Source organism: Rhodococcus oryzae, from assembly GCF_005049235.1.
Lineage (GTDB): Bacteria > Actinomycetota > Actinomycetes > Mycobacteriales > Mycobacteriaceae > Rhodococcus_G > Rhodococcus_G oryzae.
The window spans coordinates 203635-222521 of the sequence record NZ_SUMD01000001.1 but is presented as its reverse complement, the minus strand read 5'-3'; the positions used below and the strand labels follow the sequence as shown (position 1 = coordinate 222521).

The following is an 18887-nucleotide window of genomic DNA, read 5'->3' as shown; positions in this document are numbered from 1 at the left end:
TCGGGTCATCTGCGAACCCTGCGAAAGAGGTCGCGAACGAGTCGTATCCGCAGCTCACGGTGGGTGCCGTATCCCTGTGAGGTGGGGGCCGGTAGCGTACTGCATCGTTACAGCGGGTCGAGTATGCGGGAATTTCCCGGATGCTAGGACACCGTCCGGCGAGCGGTACGAGAGCAAGGGTAATTTTCAGCAATGTTCTCTAAAGTTTTGGTTGCCAATCGCGGGGAAATCGCGATCAGGGCATTCCGCGCCTCCTACGAGCTGGGCGCGGGGACCGTAGCTGTCTTTCCGTACGAGGACCGCAACTCGGTCCACCGTCTGAAGGCCGACGAGAGTTACCAGATCGGGGAGGAGGGGCACCCGGTCCGGGCCTACCTGTCGATCGCCGAGATCGTCGCGGCCGCGAAGAAGTCCGGCGCCGACGCCATCTACCCCGGCTACGGCTTCCTCTCGGAGAACCCGGACCTCGCCGCGGCCTGTGCCGCCGAGGGCATCACCTTCGTCGGCCCGTCCGCGGAGGTGCTCGAGCTCACCGGCAACAAGGCCCGCGCGATCGCCGCCGCGAAGGCGGCAGGTCTCCCCGTGCTCTCCTCGTCGGCGCCGTCCGCCGACGTGGACGAGCTGCTCGCCGCCGCCGAGTCCATGCAGTTCCCGCTGTTCGTCAAGGCGGTCGCAGGCGGCGGTGGTCGCGGCATGCGCCGGGTCGCCGAGCGGGCCCAGCTGCGCGAGTCGATCGAGGCCGCGGCCCGCGAGGCGGAGTCCGCCTTCGGTGACGCCACCGTGTTCCTCGAGCAGGCCGTCGTCGATCCGCGCCATATCGAGGTGCAGATCCTGGCCGATGGTCAGGGCAACGTGATCCACCTGTTCGAGCGCGACTGCAGCGTGCAGCGACGGCACCAGAAGGTGATCGAGCTGGCGCCAGCGCCGAACCTCCCGGAGGAACTGCGCGCGCGGATCTGCGCAGACGCGGTCGCGTTCGCCAAGGAGATCAACTACAGCTGCGCCGGCACCGTCGAGTTCCTCCTCGACACCCGCGGCAATCACGTGTTCATCGAGATGAACCCGCGCATCCAGGTCGAGCACACCGTCACCGAGGAGGTGACGGACGTGGACCTGGTGCAGGCACAGCTGCGGATCGCCTCCGGCGAGACGCTGGCCGATCTGGGCCTGTCCCAGGATTCGATCAAGCTCCGCGGCGCGGCGCTGCAGCTCCGCATCACCACCGAGGATCCGGCCAACGGCTTCCGCCCCGACACCGGCCGGATCACCGCGTACCGCACCCCAGGCGGTGCAGGCGTGCGCCTCGACGGCGGCGCGAACCTGGGCGCCGAGGTGGGCGCCTACTTCGACTCGATGCTCGTCAAGCTCACCTGTCGCGGCCGGGACCTGCCCGCGGCCGTCGCCAGGGCGCGCCGGGCGGTGACCGAGTTCCGGATCCGCGGCGTCGCCACCAACATCCCGTTCCTGCAGGCCGTCCTCGACGACCCCGACTTCCGCGCGGGCAACGTGACGACCTCGTTCATCGAGGAGCGCCCGCAGCTGCTCACCTCGAGGGCGTCGGCCGACCGCGGCACCAAGATCCTGACCTACCTCGCCGACGTGACCGTCAACAAGCCGCACGGCGAGCGCCCCACCACCGTCTACGCGCGCGACAAGCTGCCCAAGATCGACCTGACCACGCCGCCGCCCGCCGGCTCGAAGCAGCGCCTGATCGAGCTCGGGCCCGAGGGCTTCGCCGCCGCGCTGCGCGCACAGGACGCGCTCGGTGTCACCGACACCACCTTCCGCGACGCGCACCAGTCCCTGCTGGCGACCCGGGTGCGTACCGGCGGCCTGCTCGACGTCGCCGGTCACGTCGCTCGGATGACGCCCGAGCTGCTGTCGGTGGAGGCCTGGGGCGGCGCGACCTACGACGTCGCGCTGCGCTTCCTGCACGAGGACCCGTGGGAGCGGCTGGCCGCGCTGCGCGAGGCGATGCCGAACATCTGCCTGCAGATGCTGCTGCGTGGCCGCAACACCGTCGGATACACGCCCTACCCCGAGTCGGTCACCCGCGCGTTCGTGCGCGAGGCCACCTCGACGGGCGTGGACATCTTCCGGATCTTCGACGCGCTCAACAACGTCGACCAGATGCGGCCGGCCATCGACGCGGTCCGCGAGACCGGCACCGCCGTCGCCGAGGTCGCGATGAGCTACACCGGTGACCTGTCGAACCCGAACGAGGACCTCTACACCCTCGACTACTACCTGAAGCTGGCCGAGCAGATCGTGGACGCGGGCGCCCACGTGCTGGCCATCAAGGACATGGCCGGACTGCTGCGCGCACCGGCGGCCGCGACCCTGGTGTCGGCGCTGCGCAGCAACTTCGACCTGCCGGTGCACGTGCACACCCACGACACCCCCGGCGGCCAGCTGGCCACCTACCTGGCGGCGTGGCAGGCGGGAGCCGACGCAGTCGACGGCGCTAGCGCGGCGCTGGCGGGCACCACCAGCCAGCCCGCGTTGTCGGCGATCGTCGCGGCCACCGCCCACTCGGCGCGGGACACCGGCCTGGATCTGCAGGCCGTGTGCGACCTCGAGCCGTACTGGGAGGCGCTGCGAAAGGTGTACGCGCCGTTCGAGTCCGGGCTGCCTGCTCCCACCGGTCGCGTCTACACGCACGAGATCCCCGGCGGTCAGCTGTCGAACCTGCGCCAGCAGGCCATCGCGCTCGGGCTGGGTGACCAGTTCGAGGAGGTCGAGGCGAAGTACGCGGCGGCGGACCGGATGCTCGGCCGCCTGGTGAAGGTGACCCCGTCCTCCAAGGTGGTCGGCGACCTCGCGCTGCACCTCGTCGGCTCGGGCGTGTCGACGGACGAGTTCGCAGAGAACCCCGCCGGATACGACATCCCGGAATCGGTGATCGGGTTCCTGCGCGGCGAACTGGGCAACCCGGCGGGCGGCTGGCCGGAGCCGTTCCGCACCAGGGCGCTCGAGGGCCGTGGCGACGCGAAGCCCGAGACCCCGCTGACCGCGGACGACCAGGCCGGACTCGACGGTTCCCCGGCCGAGCGCCGCGGCACCCTGAACCGGCTGCTGTTCCCCGGCCCGGCCCGCGAGTTCCTCGAGCACCGCGAGAAGTACGGCGACACCTCGCGGCTGTCGGCGAACCAGTTCTTCTACGGCCTGCGCCGCGGCGAGGAGCACCGGGTCACGCTGGCCCCCGGCGTCGAGCTGCTCATCGGGCTGGAGGCGATCTCCGAACCCGACGAGCGCGGCATGCGCACGGTGATGTGCATCCTCAACGGCCAGCTGCGGCCGGTGTCGGTGCGCGACCGCTCGATCGCCAGTGAGGTCCCCGCCGCGGAGAAGGCGGACCGGGGCAACCCCGGCCACGTGGCCGCGCCGTTCGCGGGCGTCGTCACCCTCGTCGTGGCGGAGGGACAGAAGGTCGCCGCGGGCGACACCGTCGCGACGATCGAGGCGATGAAGATGGAGGCGGCGATCACCGCAACCCGCGGTGGCGTCGTGAGCAGGCTCGCGATCACCCCGGTGCAGCAGGTCGAGGGCGGCGATCTGTTGGCCGTGATCTCCGTGGTGTCGACGGAGGAGGACGGGCCGCAGTGACCCGGATCGTCGCCGGCGCCGCGGGTGGGCGCCGGCTCCGGGTCCCGCCGAAGGGCACCCGGCCCACCTCGGAGCGCGTGCGCGAGGCGCTGTTCAGTTCGCTCGACGCCCGGATGCATCTCGACGGCGCCGCAGTGCTCGACCTGTTCGCGGGATCGGGAGCGCTTGGCCTGGAGGCGCTCTCGCGGGGCGCCGAGCACGTGGTGCTGGTCGAGTCGGACGCGAAGGCGGCCGCCGTGGCGCGCGAGAACGTGGCGACGCTCGGGCTGCCCGGCGCGCTCGTGCGGTCGTCGCCGGTGGCCGCGGTCGTCGCGGGCACCCCCGATCGCGAGTACGACCTCGTCTTCCTCGACCCGCCGTACGCGATGGGCGAGGATGAGGTCGGGTCGGTGCTCGGCGCGCTCGTCGACGGGGGCTGGATCGGGGAGGATTCGCTGGTCGTGCTCGAGCGGTCCTCGAGATCGCCTGCGACCGTGTGGCCGTCCGGACTGGCGGCCGACCGGGTGCGCAAGTACGGCGAGACCCGGATCGAGATCGCCTGTTACGGTCTGCAGTCATGAGCAGTGCGGTCTGCCCCGGGTCCTTCGATCCCATCACCAACGGTCACCTCGATGTGATCGGCCGGGTGGCGGTTCAGTTCGACGAGGTCATCGTCACGGTGATGATCAACAAGAACAAGAAGGGGCTGTTCAGCATCGACGAACGCCTCGAGATGCTGCGCGAGGCCGTCGCGGACCTGCCGAACGTCCGGGTCGACTCCTGGCAGGGACTCCTCGTCGACTACGCGAAGGCCAACGGGGCCGGCGCGATCGTCAAGGGCCTGCGCGGCGCCAACGACTTCGACTACGAGCTGCAGATGGCGCAGATGAACCACAAGCTCACCGGCGTCGACACCCTCTTCATCGCGACGAACCCGCGCTACAGCTACCTGTCCAGCTCGCTCGTCAAGGAGGTGGCGACCTACGGCGGTGACGTCGCGGACATGCTGCCTGCCAAGGTGCACGAGCGGCTGCTGGCCAGGCTGGCGGAGAACGCAGCGGGACCGACCACGTAGCGGTTGATCCTCGACACACTGGGCGTGGCGGCGCGCCGGTGAGCGGCGCGACGGGCAGACTGGTCCCGTAAGCCGTCGTCGACGATTGGGGTTTGGCGTGTACCGGGTATTCGAGGCGCTCGACGAGCTCGTCGCGATCGTGGAAGAGGCGCGCGGTGTCCCGATGACGGCCGGGTGCGTGGTGCCCCGCGGCGACGTCCTCGAACTGCTCGACGACGTCCGTGAGGCGATCCCGGGCGAGCTCGACGACGCGCAGGACGTGCTCGACCACCGCGACAAGCTGGTAGGCGACGCCCGCGCGCACGCCGAGCAGGCGGTCTCGAGCGCGGACGCCGAGGCGGCGGCCACCCTCGCCGAATCGCGGGACAACGCCGACCGGATCCTCGCCGACGCCAAGGCGAAGGCCGACCGGATGGTCTCCGAGGCGCAGGCACACGCCGATGAACTCGTAGCCGACGCGCGCGAGGAGGCGGACCGGACCATCGCCGAGGGGCAGCACGAATACGACAGCCTCACCGGACAGGCCGCGGCCGAGGCGGAGCGCCTTGTCGAATCCGGCCGCGCCGCGCACGAGCGGTCGGTCGCGGACGGCCGCGCCGAGCAGGAGCGGCTGGTGTCGCAGACCGAGGTCGTGCAGGCCGCACACTCGGAGTCGGCACGGGTCATCGACTCCGCGCACGCCGAGTCGGACCGGCTGCGGGGCGAATGCGACCTGTACGTCGACGGCAAGCTCGCGGAGTTCGAGGAGTTCCTCAGCGGGACCATCCGCTCCGTTGGCCGCGGCCGTCAGCAGCTGCGGACCGGGTCCGGGATCCCCGACTACGACGAGCCCGACGAGCGCCCCAGCCGGTCGAGCCGTCACCGGTAGCCGAGGGTCGCCGGCTGCAGATTTTCCATTGGGGCACCCCATCGCGTACCGTTGAGTGGTTGCCCATCCCCTTCTTCGCTGACGAAAGAGTATTCGCGTGTCCTCGCATCGTTCCGGTTCGCCCCGTCTTCACGAGGGCGGCCTCGTGCTGGACATCCTCAGTCTGGGGCGTCGTCCCGGGTCGATGACCACGGCCACCCGCACGGTGCCCGCCGCCTCCCGCATCGGCCTCGACATGATCGCGGTGCCGGTCGGCGGTGACGTCGAACTCGACCTCCGCCTGGAGTCCGTCTCGGAGGGCGTGCTGGTCACCGGCACCGTCCGGGCGGCAACCGAGGGGGAGTGCTCGCGCTGCCTCGAACCGTTCGGCGGCGAGCTCGACCTCTACCTCACCGAGCTGTTCGCGTACCCGAACAGCACCACCGAGGCGACCACCGAAGAAGATGAGATCTACCGCATCGTCGACGACCTGATCGATCTCGAACCGGTCATCGTCAATGCGGCCGGGCTAGCGCTTCCGCTGCAGCCATTGTGCAGCGAAGATTGCCAGGGACTGTGCCCCGAATGTGGGGTTCGTCTGGCGATTGCAGAATCTGGGCATGGACATGAGATACTGGATCCTCGCTGGGCTGCCCTCGCGGGGAAGTTCGACGCTGAGGATGCATCATCCCAGCCCAGCAAGAGTCGTGTGAACACTGAAGCCGAGGAGAAGTAGAAGTGGCTGTCCCCAAGCGCAAGATGTCGCGGTCCAACACCAGGTCGCGTCGCAGCCAGTGGAAGACCACTGTGCCCACCCTCATCACCTGCCCGAACCGTGGCTGTGGCGAGAAGACCCTGCCCCACATTGCGTGCCCGTCCTGCGGCACCTACAAGGGTCGTCAGGTCACCGCTGCGGTCTAGTCGCGCAGTGACAAGTAGTAGCAACGCAGCACCCGCCGGCGGCGAGGGGGATCATGATTCCCTCCTCGCCGCTCTTGGCGTTGTCCTGGACGAACCGCTGCTCACGCTGGCGCTGACCCACCGCTCGTACGCGTACGAGAACGGCGGGTTGCCGACCAATGAGCGGCTCGAGTTCCTGGGCGACTCGGTGCTCGGCCTGACCATCACCGAGAAGCTCTACGTCGCGCATCCGGAGAAGTCCGAGGGTGAGCTGGCCAAGATCAGGGCCAGCATCGTCAACATGCACGCTCTCGCGGAGGTCGCACGCGATCTCGGTGAGGGTGGTCTCGGTGCCCATCTGCTGCTCGGCAAGGGCGAGGAGATGACCGGGGGCCGCGGCAAGGCGAGCATCCTGGCCGACGGCATGGAGTCGCTGCTCGGTGCCGTGCACCTGCAGCACGGCATCGACACCGCGCGGACCGTCGTGCTCTCGCTGTTCGGCGATCTCCTCGAGCGCGCGCCCAAGCTGGGCGCGGGTCTCGACTGGAAGACCAGCCTCCAGGAGCTGACCGCGGAGCGTGGCGCGGGCGTGCCGGTCTACGAGATCAGCGCGACCGGGCCCGATCACGACAAGGAGTTCACCGCGACCGTGTTGGTCGCGGGGAACGCGCTCGGCGTCGGTGTGGGACGGTCGAAGAAGGAAGCCGAGCAGAAGGCGGCCAGCACCGCCTGGAAGTCCCTCTCGGAGGACGACTCCGACCAGGTCGGCTGACACCGTGCCGGAGCTGCCCGAGGTCGAGGTGGTCCGGCGCGGGCTCGAGGCCCACGTCGTCGGTTCCCGGATCGACGCCGTCGAGGTCCTGCATCCCCGTGCCGTCCGCAGGCACGTCCTCGGCGGTGCCGATCTCGCGGCGCAGCTGGCCGGTCTCTCGGTCACCGGCGCCAGCCGTCGCGGCAAGTACCTCTGGCTCGAGTTGGCGCCAGGCGACCTCGCTGTGGTGGTGCACCTCGGGATGAGCGGGCAGATGCTGGTGCAGCCGCCGGCCGCGCCGCGCGAGAAGCATCTGCGCATCCTTGCGGACCTGGACAGTGGGTCGCAGTTGCGGTTTGTGGACCAGCGCACCTTCGGCGGCTGGGCGTTGGCGCCGATCGTCGACGTGGACGGGACGGCACTGCCCGAACCGGTGGCCCACATCGCGCGAGACCCGTTGGACCCGTTGTTCGACGCGGATTCGGTCGTCGCCGCGATCCGCACGAAGGGGTCCGAGATCAAGCGGGTGATCCTGGACCAGACGGTGCTGTCCGGGGTGGGCAACATCTACGCAGACGAGGCGTTGTGGCGCACCGGGATCCACGGGAACAGGCCTGCGGACCGGCTGACCCGCCCACAGCTGCGCCTGCTGCTCGGCTCGGTCACCGAGGTGATGAGTGAGGCGCTGGCGCAGGGTGGTACATCGTTCGACGCGCTGTACGTGAACGTGAACGGTGAGTCCGGGTACTTCGACCGGTCACTGTCCGCCTACGGCCGCGAGGACCGCCCGTGCCCGCGTTGTGGTGCGCCCATCCGGCGGGAGAAATTCATGAACAGGTCCTCCTACAGCTGCCCGAAATGTCAGCCACGGCCGCGAGGCTTGTAGACCCCGACCCGCGGCGCGCACACTGACGAGTGTCCTTCGGCGAGGAGGTCCCGTGGCCGACTACGACGACATGCTCATCGTGCGCCAGCTCGTCGACGATGTGATCCTGGTGTTGCGGTGGTCGGCGCAACCGGACGCGACCCTCGGTGACGACAGCGGTGTGGAGCGCGCCGTGCTGCCCGACGAGGATCTCCGGCGCCAGTTCGCCTCCGCCGTGGAACAACTCGTGGCGAATCAGGGGGCGGAGGCGCTCCGCACACTCAGCGGCGAGAGCCGGGAGTTCCCCGCCGACACCGTGATCGACGCGTTGGGGTCGGCGGGCTGGGACGGCGCCATGCGTGATTTCAAGCTCGCGGTGATCGAGCGGGCAGGCCGCAGCGAGGTGATGGGGGTAGTCCGAGGCGGCGGGACGATCGGGCGGCGGATCTTCCGAACCCTCCTGGCCGCGCTGAACGCGGCGCTCGCCAGTCTCAGCGCCATCCCCGGCGCGTCGGCGATCCAGGAGCTCAAGGAGTTCCTGGAAAAGGTCCTCGAGCAGGAGCCGGATGAGCAGCCGTGAGTCAGCGTGCGAGATGCCTGCCGACCACCTCCGCGATCGCTCCGGCGACGGCGTCGGCCTGGGTCTCGGGTAACTGCCCATACCCGCACATCAGGCCCCGCGGGCCCGCGGCGTCGGTGCGGTACGGACCCAGGCCGGGCACCGCGATGCCGCGCGCGCCGAGTTCCGTGGCGATGGCGTCGTCATCGGCGTGGTCCGGCAGGCGCAGCACCACGTGCAGCCCGGCCTCGATGCCAACCAGGTCGACCCCCGGCCGGCCCATCAGGGTGGGGCGGCTCCGGAGCGCACCGACCAGGGCGGCCCGCCGCGCCGAATAGGTGCGCGACGCCCGGGCGAGGTGCCGGGTCAGTGCGCCGGATTCGATGAAGTGGGCGAGCGCGAGCCCGGTGACCCCGCAGCAGTTCTCGCTGGTGCGGCGCAACGATTCGTGCACCCGCGCAAGCAGCGCGGGCGGGGGGAGCAGCCAGGCCATGCGGATCGAGGGCGAGAGGATCTTCGACGCGGTGCCGAGGTAGGCGACGTGCTCGCGTCCGCCCTCGATGCTGCGCAGGGCGGGCAATGCGGAGACGTCGTAGCGGAACTCGCCGTCGTAGTCGTCCTCGATGATCAGCGTCCCGGAGGCGGCCGCCCGCGCCACCAGCCCGGCGCGACGGGTGACCGGCATCCGGGCGCCGAGCGGATACTGGTGTGCCGGAGTGCAATACACGGCAGCATCGGTCTCGCGGAGCGCCGCCGGATCGAGACCGTCGGCATCGACCGCGATCGGCCGTGGCCGGGCCCCCGACAGCTCGAGAGTCCGGCGGGCGTTGCGGTACCCCGGCTCCTCGAAGGCGACATCCCGTCCGGCCAGGTCCGCGGCCGCGGCGAGAGTGCGCAGCGCGGAATCGACACCGGGGACGAGCACCAGTTCGTCCGGGTGCGCGATAATCCCGCGGGTGCGGCGCAGGTGCAGGGCCAGGGCGTGGCGCAACTCCGGATGGCCGGTCGAGCCGGGGGAGCGCGGGCGGATCGGTGCCGCAGCGGCGGCACGCCAGGCTCGCCGCCAGTCGTCGGGGGAGATGAGGCCGGTGTCCGGGCAGCCCGGGGTGAGGTCCCAGGTCGGGGCGGTCGGTGTCGGTTCGGTGTCAGGGACCGGCGTCGGTCGGTCCGACACGTGGGACTCGGCTCCCGCGGCGGCCGCGGCATCGGCCCCAGGCGCGATGAGGGTCCCGGATCCCGGCCGCGCGCAGGCATATCCGGCCGCACAGAGTTCGTCGTAGGCCTCGACCACGCCTGCCCTGGACACGCCCAGCTCGGCGGCGAGCGCCCTGGTCGGAGGCAGTGCGTCGCCAGGGTGGAGCCGGCCGAGCCGGATCGCGTCGATGATCGCCTCCGAGATGCGGTGCCGGAGAGCGGCGCCGGTGGGCGGCAGCGTCAGCGTCAGTTGGACGTCACGGGCATGGCGGGCCATGAGGAGGAGAATACTGGACCATCAAGTTTGGTAATTCTGGACCTGTTGACTATGCCAGAATGCGGCGAGGCTGGTGGCGTGGACAAAATCACCAGGCACCCCGAACGCTCGATGCTCGACCGCACCAAGCTCGACGCCGTGCTCGACGCCGCGGCGGTGGGCACACTCGCCACCGTCGTCGACGGCATGCCGTGGGCGGTCCCGATGCTCTATGCCAGGGACGGCGACCGGATCATCCTGCACGGGTCAACCGGTGCCGGGGCGCTTCGTCAGGTCGCGTCGGGCGCACCCGCCGCGCTCTGCGTTGCCCTGCTCGACGGAATCGTGGTGGCGGACAACCTCTTCAACTCCTCGGCCAACTACCGATCCGCGGTGGTGCGCGGGCACCTGACCGCGCTCACGCGGGAGGAGTCCGCCGACGCGCTGAACGCACTCTCGGACGCCCTGATCCCGGGCCGGAGTGCCGAGGTGCGCTGCCACACCAAGAAGGAGCTCGCGGCCACGCTGACCATCGCGTTGCCGATCAGCGCGGGCGGGTGGACCGTCAAGGTGCGCGACGCCCCGCCGAGTGAACCCGACGGAGACGGTGGTGCCTGGGCGGGCGTGGTGCCGCTCCGGACCGTGCCCGGCGAGCCGATCCCGGCGCCCTGGGTGGACCAACACACCACGGTGCCCGCTTCGGTTCGGCGGCTCGCGCATGGTGCTCCGTGATCGCCGTCGCACGCGCGTAAAGAAGGCGTCAACAGCCCAGGTAGCGGCGTTAGTGAGCCGTAAGGAAGTCCCTATTCGTCCCCGTCCGGGAGCACGCTGCACTGTGCCCGAAAACAGGGACGGCGCACGCCGATGGACGGCGCGCGTGAGACTTTCGAAAAGGAACTGTCATGGCTGATCTGGCCTACGTGGCGCTCATCATCGGCACCTTCGGCCTCTGCGCGCTGGTGCTGCGCGGGTTGCAGACAAAGCGTGCGCAGTGACCGCCGGCGGGACGCTCAGCGTCATCCTGATCGCCATCGCGGCGGCCCTCGTGATCTACCTGCTGATCGCGCTTCTTGACCCCGAGAGGTTCTGACACATGAATCCCGCGCTTGCTGCGGGACTGCAGATAGCACTGGTGATCGCCGTGCTAGCGATTCTGTATGTCCCCGTCGGTGACTACATGGCCAAGGTCTACACCACCGACACCGATCTCCGCTCAGGGGATCTGCGCATCGAGACGGTTCTGTACCGGCTCTGCCGCATCAACGCCCGCACCGACCAGACCTGGTACGGCTACGCCGGGAGCCTGCTCGGCTTCTCGGCCGCGAGCGTGCTGTTCCTCTACTTCCTGCAGCGCGTCCAGGGCGTGCTGCCGCTCAGCGGTGACCTGTCCGGGGTGAGCCCGGCGATGGCGTTCAACACCGCCGCTTCGTTCGTGGCGAACACCAACTGGCAGTCGTACGCGCCCGAGACCACGATGTCCAACCTGACCCAGCCGATCGGCCTTGCGGTGCAGAACTTTGTGTCCGCTGCCGTCGGCATGGCGGTCGCGGCGGCGCTGATCCGCGGCTTCGTCCGTGTCTCCCGGGGCGGCGAGATCGGCAACTTCTGGGTGGACCTGACCCGTGGCTGCATTCGGATCCTGCTGCCCATCTCCTTTGTCATCGCGCTGATCCTGTTGAGCCAGGGCGTGATCCAGTCTTTCGACTCCGGCTTCACCTCGACCGGTCTCGACGGGAACTCCGTCACCAACGCGCTCGCGCCTGTGGCCTCACAGGAGGCCATCAAGGAGCTCGGCACCAACGGTGGCGGCATCCTCGCGGCGAACTCGGCGCACCCCTTCGAGAATCCGACCCCGCTGAGCAATATCGTCGAGATCATCGCGATCCTGCTCATCCCGGTGTCGCTCACCCGCACCTTCGGAACCATGGTCGGCGACCGCAAGCAGGGCCTGACCCTGCTGGCCGTCATGGGCATCCTCTGGTCCGGACTGCTCGCCGTGACCCTCGCCGCCGAATCCGGCCAGCGTGGCGTCGCGGCCACCGCGGCAGGCGGCATGATGGAGGGCAAGGAGGTTCGATTCGGGATCCCCGGCTCCGCGTTGTTCGCGGTCAGCACCACCGGAACCTCCACCGGCGCCGTCAATTCAGCGCACGACAGCATGTCGCCGCTCGGGGGCGGCGCGGTGATGCTGAACATGCTCCTCGGCGAGATCGCGCCCGGCGGTGTCGGCACCGGCCTGTACGGCATCCTCGTGTTGGCGCTGATCGCGGTGTTCGTCGGTGGATTGCTGGTCGGCCGGACCCCCGAGTACCTCGGCAAGAAGCTGGGGCAGCGCGAGATCACCCTGGCGGCGCTCTCGGTGCTCGTGATGCCCGCACTGGTGCTCATCGGCACCGGCATCACCGTGATCCTGGCGTCCACCACCGGATACCAGGGCAACAGCGGAGATCCGGGCACGCCCGGTTCCATCCACGGATTCTCCGAGGTGCTCTACGCGTTCGCCTCGGCCTCGAACAACAACGGCAGCGCCTTCGGCGGCCTGACCGTGACGAGCGACTGGTTCCAGTCCTCGCTCGGCGTCTGCATGTTGCTCGGACGTTTCCTGCCGATCATCTTCGTGCTTGCGCTCGCCGGATCCCTTGCATCGCAGAAGAAGACGGCGCCCGGCGCGGGCACCCTGCCCACCGCGGGCCCGATGTTCGCCGGGCTCCTCACCGGCACCGTCGTCCTGGTCGCGGCGCTGACATTCTTCCCGGCCCTGGCTCTGGGCCCGATCGCGGAGGCTCTGCAATGAGTGTGAAAACAACCGAACGACCCGACGTCACCCCGCGATCCGGGGAGGACGTGGGGGGCGAGCACAACCAGCATCGGGTGCAGGGCGGGATCTTCAGCCCGAAGCAGCTGCTCACGGCGCTGCCCGGCGCGGTCCGCAAGCTCGACCCGCGACACCTCGCGCGCAACCCGGTCATGTTCGTGGTGCTCATCGGCTCCGTCATCACCACGGTGATGGCGATCGCCGATCCGTCGGTGTTCTCCTGGGTGGTCGCGGCCTGGCTTTGGTTCACCGTGCTCTTCGCGAACCTGGCCGAGTCCGTCGCCGAGGGGCGCGGTAAGGCCCAGGCGGCGAGCCTGCGGAAGGTCAAGCAGGACACCACCGCTCACCGCATCACCGCCGGCGGTGCCATCGAGTCGATCCCGGGCGCGGACCTGGTGGTCGGAGATCGGGTTGTCGTGGTCGCGGGCGAGGTGATCCCCGGTGACGGCGATGTCGTCGAGGGCATCGCCTCCGTGGACGAGTCGGCCATCACCGGTGAATCCGCACCCGTGGTCCGCGAGTCCGGCGGCGACCGCTGTGCGGTGACCGGCGGCACCATCGTGCTGTCCGACCGGATCGTCGTCGAGATCACCGCGGCACCGGGACACTCCTTCGTGGACCGGATGATCGCCCTGGTCGAGGGCGCCGCGCGGCAGAAGACGCCCAACGAGATCGCGCTGAACATCCTGCTGGCCTCGCTGACCATCATCTTCATGCTGGCCGTGGTCGCCATCGGGCCGATGGGTATGTACGCGGGCCAGGAGCAGGACCCGATCAAGCTGATCGCGCTACTCGTGTGTCTCATCCCGACGACCATCGGCGCGCTGCTCTCGGCCATCGGCATCGCGGGCATGGATCGACTGGTGCAACGCAACGTGCTGGCCATGTCCGGCCGCGCGGTCGAGGCGGCGGGCGACATCGACACGCTGCTGATGGACAAGACCGGCACCATCACCTACGGCAACCGCAGGGCCACCGCCCTGTATCCCGCCCCCGGTGTCACCGCAGGGGAACTCGCGGAGGCCGCACGACTGTCCAGTCTTGCGGACGGCACGCCCGAGGGTCGCAGCATCGTGGAGTTGTGCGCCAGGGACTTCGGGCTCGCCGCGGAACCCGCGGAGGCGGAGAAGGCGGCCGAGTTCGTGCCGTTCACGGCGCAGACCCGGATGAGCGGCCTCGACATAGCGGGCGAGCGAAGCGACGGGGGATCGGGCACAGGCGGCGAACTGATTCGCAAGGGCGCGAGCGACGCGGTGCTCACCTGGGTGCGGACTCTGGGAGGCATTGCGGCCCCGGCTGTGACCGACACGGTCAACGAGATCGCGCAGGGCGGCGGCACCCCGCTGGTCGTCGCGGTGGCGGAAGCAGGCCGCGCACGAGTTCTCGGCGTGATCCAGCTGTCCGACGTGGTCAAGCCGGGAATGGCCGAGCGGTTCGCCGAGCTGCGGGCGATGGGCATCCGAACCGTCATGATCACCGGGGACAACCCGTTGACCGCCAAGGCGATAGCCGCCGAGGCAGGCGTGGACGACTTCATGGCCGAGGCGACCCCGGAGGACAAGCTCGAGCTGATCCGCAAGGAGCAGCGGGGTGGCCGTCTGGTCGCGATGACAGGTGACGGCACCAACGACGCGCCCGCACTGGCGCAGGCCGACGTCGGCGTGGCCATGAACACCGGTACCTCCGCGGCCAAGGAGGCCGGGAACATGGTGGATCTGGACTCGGATCCCACCAAGCTCATCGAGGTGGTGGAGATCGGCAAGCAGCTGCTCATCACCCGTGGGGCGCTGACCACGTTCTCGCTCGCCAACGACCTGGCGAAGTATTTCGCCATCCTGCCGGCGCTGTTCAGCGGGATCTACCCGCAGCTGGACACGCTGAACATCATGCGCCTGGCGACGCCGCAGTCGGCGATCGTGTCGGCGGTGATCTTCAACGCGCTCGTGATCGTGGCGCTGATCCCGTTGGCGCTCAGGGGCGTGCGCTACCGGCCGTCCTCGGCCTCGCAGTTGCTGGGCCGAAACCTCTTGATCTATGGCCTCGGTGGTGTGATCACGCCGTTCATCGGCATCTGGCTGATCGACCTCGTCGTCCGACTTATTCCTGGGATTGGGTGAGCTTGAATGCGATTCACTATCGGTTTCGTGAAGCAGGTGTGGGCAGGCCTGCTGGTCCTGCTCGCGCTCACCGTGATTCTCGGGGTGATCTACCCCGCCGCGGTGTGGGGGGTTGGCCGGATCAGCTCCGGGTCCGCGGAGGGCTCACCGGTGCGTGACAGCAACGGATGCGTGGTCGGCAGCCGTTGGGTCGGGGTGGACCCGCAGGTGGAGGCAGGCGCGCCGGATCCGTACTTCCACAATCGGGTCACCGGTTCGGTCGCCGACGAGGATCCGTTCGCGCCGGGCGACCCCGCGGCCGCCCTGCCGACCAACCAGGGCCCCAGCAGCGAGATCCTGGCGTCGTTCATCACCGAGCGCCGCACTGCGATCGCGGAGCGGGAGGGCGTGCGCCCGGACCAGGTTCCCGTCGACGCGGTGACCGGATCCGGGTCCGGCATCGACCCGCACATCAGCCCCGCCTACGCCGCGATCCAGGTGCCGCGGGTCGCCGCGGCGAACGGGCTCGGCGAGGAGCGGGTCCGCCAGCTCGTCGACGAACACACCGAGGGACGCCAGCTCGGCGTGCTCGGCGCAGAACGGGTGAACGTGCTCGAGCTCAACCTCGCGCTTGGCCTGACCGCGCCTTCCTGCGGCTGAAGTGCCCACTGGTGGATGATGACGGAGTGAGCGGTACGGGTTCCGGGGGCGAGCGCAAGCGCGGTGAGCTGCGCATCTATCTGGGCGCGGCCCCCGGGGTGGGCAAGACGTTCGCGATGCTCGGCGAGGCCCATCGCCGTCGCGAACGGGGCACCGACGTGGTCGCGGCCGTGGTCGAGACCCACGGCCGCGCCCGCACGGCCGCTCAGATCGGCGACCTCGAGGTGGTGCCGCCGAAGCTGATCGACTACCGCGGCACCACGATGGGGGAACTGGACGTCGACGCGGTGCTGCGGCGGAGACCTGCGCTGGTGCTGGTCGACGAACTCGCCCACACCAACACCCCCGGCAGCCGCAACGAGAAGCGGTGGCAGGACGTCGAGGAGGTGCTCGCCGCGGGCATCGACGTGCTCACCACCCTCAACGTCCAGCACCTCGAGAGCCTCAACGACGTCGTCCAGCAGATCACTGGGGTGGCGCAGCGGGAGACCGTGCCCGACGCGGTGGTGCGCGCGGCCACCCAGGTCGAGCTCGTCGACATCACCCCGGAGGCGCTGCGCCGCAGACTCTCCCACGGAAACGTCTACGCCGCGGAGAAGGTGGACGCCGCACTGAGCAACTACTTCCGTCGCGGAAACCTCACCGCGTTGCGGGAACTCGCGCTGCTGTGGGTCGCCGACCAGGTGGATGCGGCGCTCGCGAAGTACCGTGCGGAGAACGAGATCACCGACACCTGGGAAGCCAGGGAGCGGGTGGTGGTGGCCGTCACCGGGGGACCCGAGTCGGAGACCCTGGTGCGGCGGGCCGGCCGGATCGCCTCGAAGTCCAGTGCCGAGCTCATCGTCGTGCACGTGGTGCGCGGCGACGGGCTGGCCGGGGTGTCCGCACCGGAGATGGGCAAGGTGCGCAGGCTGGCGACCAGCATCGGCGCGAGCCTGCACAGCGTGGTCGGCGACGACGTGCCGTCGACCCTGCTCGAGTTCGCGCGCGCGGCCAATGCGACCCAGCTGGTGCTGGGGACCTCGAGGCGGTCGCGCTGGGCCCGCATCCTCGACGAGGGCATCGGCGCCGCCGTGGTGCAGCAGTCCGGCTCGATCGACGTGCACATGGTCACCCACGGTGAGTCGAGCACGCCACGCAGGCTGACCCCGGTGGGCACGCGTTCGCGCAAGATCCTGGCCTGGGTCGCTGCGGTCCTGGTGCCCTCGGCGGCAGCGCTCGTCATGGGAGCGGTCGACCGGCACCTCGGGTGGGGTGGGGAGAGCGCGCTGTTCTTCATCGTGGTGCTGCTCGTCGCCCTGCTCGGCGGCGTGGCGCCTGCAGCACTGTCCGCGCTGATCTCGGGCCTGCTGCTGAACTACTTCTTCACCCCGCCCGTGCGCAGTTTCACGATCGCCGAGCCGGACAACTTCATCACCACGGTGGTGCTGCTGGTGATCGCCGTCGCGGTGGCCGTGCTGGTGGACGCGGCCGCGAAGCGGGCCAGGGAGGCGCGCCGGGCGTCGAAGGAGGCGGAACTGCTTGCCCTGTTCGCGGGGTCGGTGCTGCGCGGCGCCGACCTCCCCGCGCTGCTGGAGAAGGTGCGGGAGACCTACGCCCAACAGTCGGTGAGCATGATCCGTCGCGGGCACGGGGTGGTGAGCTCGGTGGGACCGGACCCGCTCACGGAGGTCGACCGGGCCGACACCGTGTGCGAGGTCAACGACGGCGAGTACGCGCTGGCGCTGCGGGGCGACGAGCTGCACGCGCGCGACCGACGTGTGCTGTCGGCCGTCGCGAATCAGGCGGTGGGGTTGATCCGGCAGAGCGAGCTCGCCGAGGAGGCCAGTCAGGCGAAGGCCCTCGCGGAGGCGGACCGGCTGCGGCGCTCGCTGCTGTCCGCGGTGAGCCACGACCTGCGGACGCCCCTCGCCGCGGTCAAGGCCGCGGTCTCGAGCCTGCGCAGCGACGACGTGGAGTTCTCGCCGGAGGACACCGCGGAACTGCTTGCCACGGTGGAAGAGTCGGCCGACCAGCTGACCAATCTGGTGGGCAATCTGCTCGACTCCTCGCGGCTGGCGGCGGGGGTGGTGCGCCCGACCCTGCGTCCGGTCTACCTCGAAGAGGTGGTCCATCGTGCGCTCGTCGGTGTCGGGATCGGCGCGCCGGGAATCGGCCGGGCGGGACCGGACCGGGTGAAGGTCGAGGTCGGGGGCAACGCGGTGATGGCGGACAGCGGACTGCTCGAGCGGGTGCTGGCGAATCTGGTGGACAACGCGCTTCGGTACGCCCCGGACGGGGCGGTGCGGATCGCGGCGGCGCCGGTCAAGGATCGGGTGCTGATCACCGTCGCGGACACCGGCCCCGGGATCGCCCGCGGTGCGGAGGACCAGATCTTCGACTCGTTCCAACGCCTCGGCGACCGCGACATGTCGACCGGGGTCGGTCTGGGGTTATCGGTGGTTCGGGGGTTCGTCGAGGCGATGGGGGGCAGCGTCAGCGCCACGGATACACCGGGCGGTGGGCTGACAATGGTGGTGGACTTGGCCGGGATCGGGAAGGTGACTGCGTGACACGGGTGTTGGTGATCGACGACGAACCGCAGATCCTGCGGGCGCTGCGGATCAATCTGAGCGTGCGGGGCTACGAGGTGACCACGGCGGCGACCGGGGCGGCGGCGCTGCGGGCCGCCGCTGAGAAGCACCCCGAGGTGATCGTGCTCGATCTGGGCCTGCCGGACATGGACGGCATCGAGGTGCTGGCCGGGCTCCGCGGCTGGTCCACCGCCCCCGTGATCGTGCTCTCGGCGCGCACCGACTCGGCCGACAAGGTGGAGGCCCTCGACGCGGGCGCCGACGACTACGTCACCAAGCCCTTCGGCATGGACGAGTTCCTGGCACGCCTGCGGGCCGCGGTACGGCGGCACTCCGCGGCAACCGATGTGGGCGAGCCGGTGGTGGTGACCGAGTCGTTCACCGTCGACCTGGCCGCGAAGCGGGTGATCAAGGACGAGCGCGAGGTACATCTGACTCCCACCGAGTGGGGGATGCTGGAGATGCTGGTGCGCAACAAGGGCAAGCTGGTCGGGCAGAAGGAGTTGCTGCGAGAGGTGTGGGGTCCGTCCTATGCCACCGAAACCCACTACCTGCGTGTGTATCTCGCACAGCTCCGCCGCAAGCTGGAACGGGATCCCTCGCAGCCCAAGCATCTGATCACCGAATCCGGGATGGGGTACCGCTTCCAGGTGTAGCCGAGTGGCGCCATGTCGCCTGCGGACCCGACCGCGGCGGATGGCAGGATTCGGG

17 protein-coding genes are annotated in these 18887 nt (G+C 69.8%); 16 read left to right on the top strand and 1 reads right to left on the bottom strand.

The window, feature by feature from the left end; translation table 11 throughout:
* The first annotated feature begins 192 nt into the window (after nt 1-192).
* From FCG67_RS00980 to FCG67_RS00940, 9 genes are all read left to right on the top strand, one after another.
* Nucleotides 193-3606, top strand: a complete 3414-nt coding sequence (locus tag FCG67_RS00980) for a pyruvate carboxylase (RefSeq protein ID WP_136906357.1) — start codon at nt 193-195, stop codon at nt 3604-3606.
* On the top strand, nt 3603-4166 hold the full coding sequence (gene rsmD, locus FCG67_RS00975) for a 16S rRNA (guanine(966)-N(2))-methyltransferase RsmD (RefSeq protein WP_136906355.1): 564 nt from the start codon (nt 3603-3605) through the stop codon (nt 4164-4166). Before FCG67_RS00980 ends, rsmD begins: the two co-directional genes overlap by 4 nt.
* Nucleotides 4163-4660, top strand: coding sequence for a pantetheine-phosphate adenylyltransferase (gene coaD / locus FCG67_RS00970; protein WP_136906353.1), 498 nt, complete (start codon nt 4163-4165; stop codon nt 4658-4660). The genes rsmD and coaD overlap by 4 nt, the downstream gene beginning before the upstream one ends.
* 97 nt (nt 4661-4757) lie before the next feature.
* Nucleotides 4758-5528, top strand: coding sequence for a DivIVA domain-containing protein (locus FCG67_RS00965; protein ID WP_077041189.1), 771 nt, complete (start codon nt 4758-4760; stop codon nt 5526-5528).
* A 145-nt stretch (nt 5529-5673) separates the two neighbouring features.
* The gene (locus tag FCG67_RS00960) at nt 5674-6243 is read left to right on the top strand and encodes a YceD family protein (protein ID WP_136906351.1); all 570 of its coding nucleotides are present in this window, start codon (nt 5674-5676) and stop codon (nt 6241-6243) included.
* A gap of 2 nt (nt 6244-6245) precedes the next feature.
* On the top strand, nt 6246-6428 hold the full coding sequence (rpmF, locus tag FCG67_RS00955) for a 50S ribosomal protein L32 (RefSeq protein ID WP_077041191.1): 183 nt from the start codon (nt 6246-6248) through the stop codon (nt 6426-6428).
* Between the two features lie 7 nt (nt 6429-6435).
* Complete coding sequence (gene rnc / locus FCG67_RS00950) at nt 6436-7179, top strand: ribonuclease III (RefSeq protein WP_077041192.1); 744 nt, start codon at nt 6436-6438, stop codon at nt 7177-7179.
* Nucleotides 7180-7183: 4 nt separating this feature from the next.
* Nucleotides 7184-8044 carry a bifunctional DNA-formamidopyrimidine glycosylase/DNA-(apurinic or apyrimidinic site) lyase gene (gene mutM / locus FCG67_RS00945; RefSeq protein WP_136906349.1) on the top strand — a complete coding sequence of 287 codons (861 nt, stop codon included), beginning with the start codon at nt 7184-7186 and terminating at the stop codon, nt 8042-8044.
* 52 nt (nt 8045-8096) lie between these two features.
* Nucleotides 8097-8603: a hypothetical protein gene (locus tag FCG67_RS00940; protein WP_136906347.1), complete on the top strand. Its 507-nt coding sequence runs from the start codon at nt 8097-8099 to the stop codon at nt 8601-8603.
* 1 nt (nt 8604) lies between these two features.
* On the opposite strand, the gene pdxR is transcribed toward FCG67_RS00940, so the two are convergent.
* Nucleotides 8605-10053 (bottom strand): MocR-like pyridoxine biosynthesis transcription factor PdxR, encoded by a 1449-nt coding sequence (gene pdxR, locus FCG67_RS00935; RefSeq protein WP_136906345.1) that lies wholly within the window; start codon nt 10051-10053, stop codon nt 8605-8607.
* 78 nt (nt 10054-10131) lie between these two features.
* Between pdxR and FCG67_RS00930 the strand changes: the two genes are divergently transcribed.
* From FCG67_RS00930 to FCG67_RS00900, 7 genes are all read left to right on the top strand, one after another.
* On the top strand, nt 10132-10764 hold the full coding sequence (locus FCG67_RS00930) for a pyridoxamine 5'-phosphate oxidase family protein (protein WP_136906343.1): 633 nt from the start codon (nt 10132-10134) through the stop codon (nt 10762-10764).
* A gap of 259 nt (nt 10765-11023) precedes the next feature.
* Nucleotides 11024-11122 carry a K(+)-transporting ATPase subunit F gene (gene kdpF, locus FCG67_RS00925; protein WP_099459055.1) on the top strand — a complete coding sequence of 33 codons (99 nt, stop codon included), beginning with the start codon at nt 11024-11026 and terminating at the stop codon, nt 11120-11122.
* Between the two features lie 3 nt (nt 11123-11125).
* Nucleotides 11126-12826 (top strand): potassium-transporting ATPase subunit KdpA, encoded by a 1701-nt coding sequence (kdpA, locus tag FCG67_RS00920; protein WP_136906341.1) that lies wholly within the window; start codon nt 11126-11128, stop codon nt 12824-12826.
* Nucleotides 12823-14964 (top strand): potassium-transporting ATPase subunit KdpB, encoded by a 2142-nt coding sequence (kdpB, locus tag FCG67_RS00915; protein WP_136906339.1) that lies wholly within the window; start codon nt 12823-12825, stop codon nt 14962-14964. Before kdpA ends, kdpB begins: the two co-directional genes overlap by 4 nt.
* 6 nt (nt 14965-14970) lie before the next feature.
* On the top strand, nt 14971-15603 hold the full coding sequence (locus tag FCG67_RS00910; protein ID WP_136906337.1) for a potassium-transporting ATPase subunit C: 633 nt from the start codon (nt 14971-14973) through the stop codon (nt 15601-15603).
* 26 nt (nt 15604-15629) lie between these two features.
* Nucleotides 15630-18155 (top strand): sensor histidine kinase, encoded by a 2526-nt coding sequence (locus FCG67_RS00905; protein WP_136906335.1) that lies wholly within the window; start codon nt 15630-15632, stop codon nt 18153-18155.
* Complete coding sequence (locus FCG67_RS00900; protein WP_027499265.1) at nt 18152-18832, top strand: response regulator; 681 nt, start codon at nt 18152-18154, stop codon at nt 18830-18832. The genes FCG67_RS00905 and FCG67_RS00900 overlap by 4 nt, the downstream gene beginning before the upstream one ends.
* Nucleotides 18833-18887 lie beyond the last annotated feature (55 nt).

Excerpts from the sequence above, each read along its gene's own strand:
- FCG67_RS00980 (WP_136906357.1), top strand. The coding sequence starts at position 193 with ATGTTCTCTAAAGTTTTGGTTGCCAATCGCGGGGAAATCGCGATCAGG.
- coaD (WP_136906353.1), top strand. The coding sequence starts at position 4,163 with ATGAGCAGTGCGGTCTGCCCCGGGTCCTTCGATCCCATCACCAACGGT.
- pdxR (WP_136906345.1), bottom strand. The coding sequence starts at position 10,053 with ATGGCCCGCCATGCCCGTGACGTCCAACTGACGCTGACGCTGCCGCCC.
- kdpA (WP_136906341.1), top strand. The coding sequence starts at position 11,126 with ATGAATCCCGCGCTTGCTGCGGGACTGCAGATAGCACTGGTGATCGCC.
- kdpB (WP_136906339.1), top strand. The coding sequence starts at position 12,823 with ATGAGTGTGAAAACAACCGAACGACCCGACGTCACCCCGCGATCCGGG.
- FCG67_RS00910 (WP_136906337.1), top strand. The coding sequence starts at position 14,971 with ATGCGATTCACTATCGGTTTCGTGAAGCAGGTGTGGGCAGGCCTGCTG.